Source organism: Pseudoalteromonas sp. SIMBA_162 (genome assembly GCF_046535955.1).
GTDB lineage: Bacteria > Pseudomonadota > Gammaproteobacteria > Enterobacterales > Alteromonadaceae > Pseudoalteromonas > Pseudoalteromonas marina.
Genome location: NZ_JAWJBQ010000519.1, coordinates 1 through 266 on the forward strand (window position 1 = coordinate 1; position 266 = coordinate 266).

1 pseudogene is annotated in these 266 nt (G+C 65.0%); it reads right to left on the reverse strand.

From position 1 onward, the window contains the following. Positions 1–216 (reverse strand): annotated as a pseudogene (locus R0J88_RS20750) (potassium transporter); the annotation flags it as partial. Between the last annotated feature and the right edge of the window lie 50 nt (positions 217–266).

Here is a 266-nt window from a genome sequence, read left to right on the forward strand (position 1 = left end):
GATCAGGAAGCCATCGCGGTTGCGCAGCTCCTTGCGGGCGTGCCGATTGGGGTAGAAGAGTGCGAAACCGGTCAGCAGGGTGATGCCCATCGCCACGGCGAAGGCGCTCAGAGTGTCGTCCTCGAAGACCCTCGAGATCAGCATCGGCGGCACCAGCGTCAGGCTGAACAGCATCAGCAGGATACCGAGGATGCGAGAGATCACGCGTAGGCTCATGCGGCGCCTCCCTGGGAGAGGCGCTGCGTGGCGAGGCCGCCGAGTGACGT